Source organism: Fodinibius salsisoli, assembly GCF_026229185.1.
GTDB lineage: Bacteria > Bacteroidota > Rhodothermia > Balneolales > Balneolaceae > Fodinibius > Fodinibius salsisoli.
In genome coordinates, this window is the sequence record NZ_JAGGJA010000041.1 from 1 (window position 1) to 745 (window position 745).

At 45.9% G+C, this 745-nt stretch carries 1 protein-coding gene; it reads right to left on the bottom strand.

The annotated features are described in order from the left end of the window. Nucleotides 1-21: 21 nt before the first annotated feature. A complete protein-coding gene (locus tag J6I44_RS20540) occupies nt 22-693 on the bottom strand; it encodes an IS1595 family transposase (protein WP_265768146.1) in 672 nt (223 codons plus the stop codon). Between the last annotated feature and the right edge of the window lie 52 nt (nt 694-745).

Here is a 745-nt window from a genome sequence, read left to right on the forward strand (position 1 = left end):
GGGTCTAGTGAAGCAAACGACTCAAAGAGGATCTTCTCGAAGGAGCTTCAGCAAGATGTTATATAAATTATTGTTTCGATGATTAAAACGAAATTCCGTTTCTTTCAAATGCAGAAAAAACGTGTGTTTTGGGACCCCATTAAACTGGGTCAGTCGGCGTTTGGCAAAACTCCAAAACGATTCAATGCCATTAATGTGTTGGTTGCCGCGAGCAAATTCATCCCCACCGTGTTTGACACGATAGTGCTTGTCGTATCCGACATCTACCAAGCCATTATAGCCCGGCCATCCGTCGCTGTGGATCACACTCCGAAGGTCTATTTTTCCACGAATAACCCGCTGCAGGGTCTTTTTCTTCGCATCCGGTACAATTTCAGTGTACACATTGCCTCGTCGTTTGAAGATGCCAAACACAATTGTTTTTCCACCAGCACCGCGGCCTCGTTTGCCGGGGATGCGCTTGGGGCCAAAGTAGGACTCATCGACTTCAATGGTTCCCTCCAGGGGAGCTTCGCGAATGGACCACTCGACAATTTTACCACGCAGCCGGCCATAAATATCGGTAACCGACCGGCGGCTGAGCCCGGTGAGCTTAGCGGTATTTGTAGCCGTAAGATCCATCGCAAAATAGCGGATCAGTTGCCGAAATTTAGCTTCAGAAATTTTTGAACGCTTATAATACTTATTATTCATTGCATAGCAATATGTTACAAACTTTTATAATATGCTATGCTTCACTAGACCC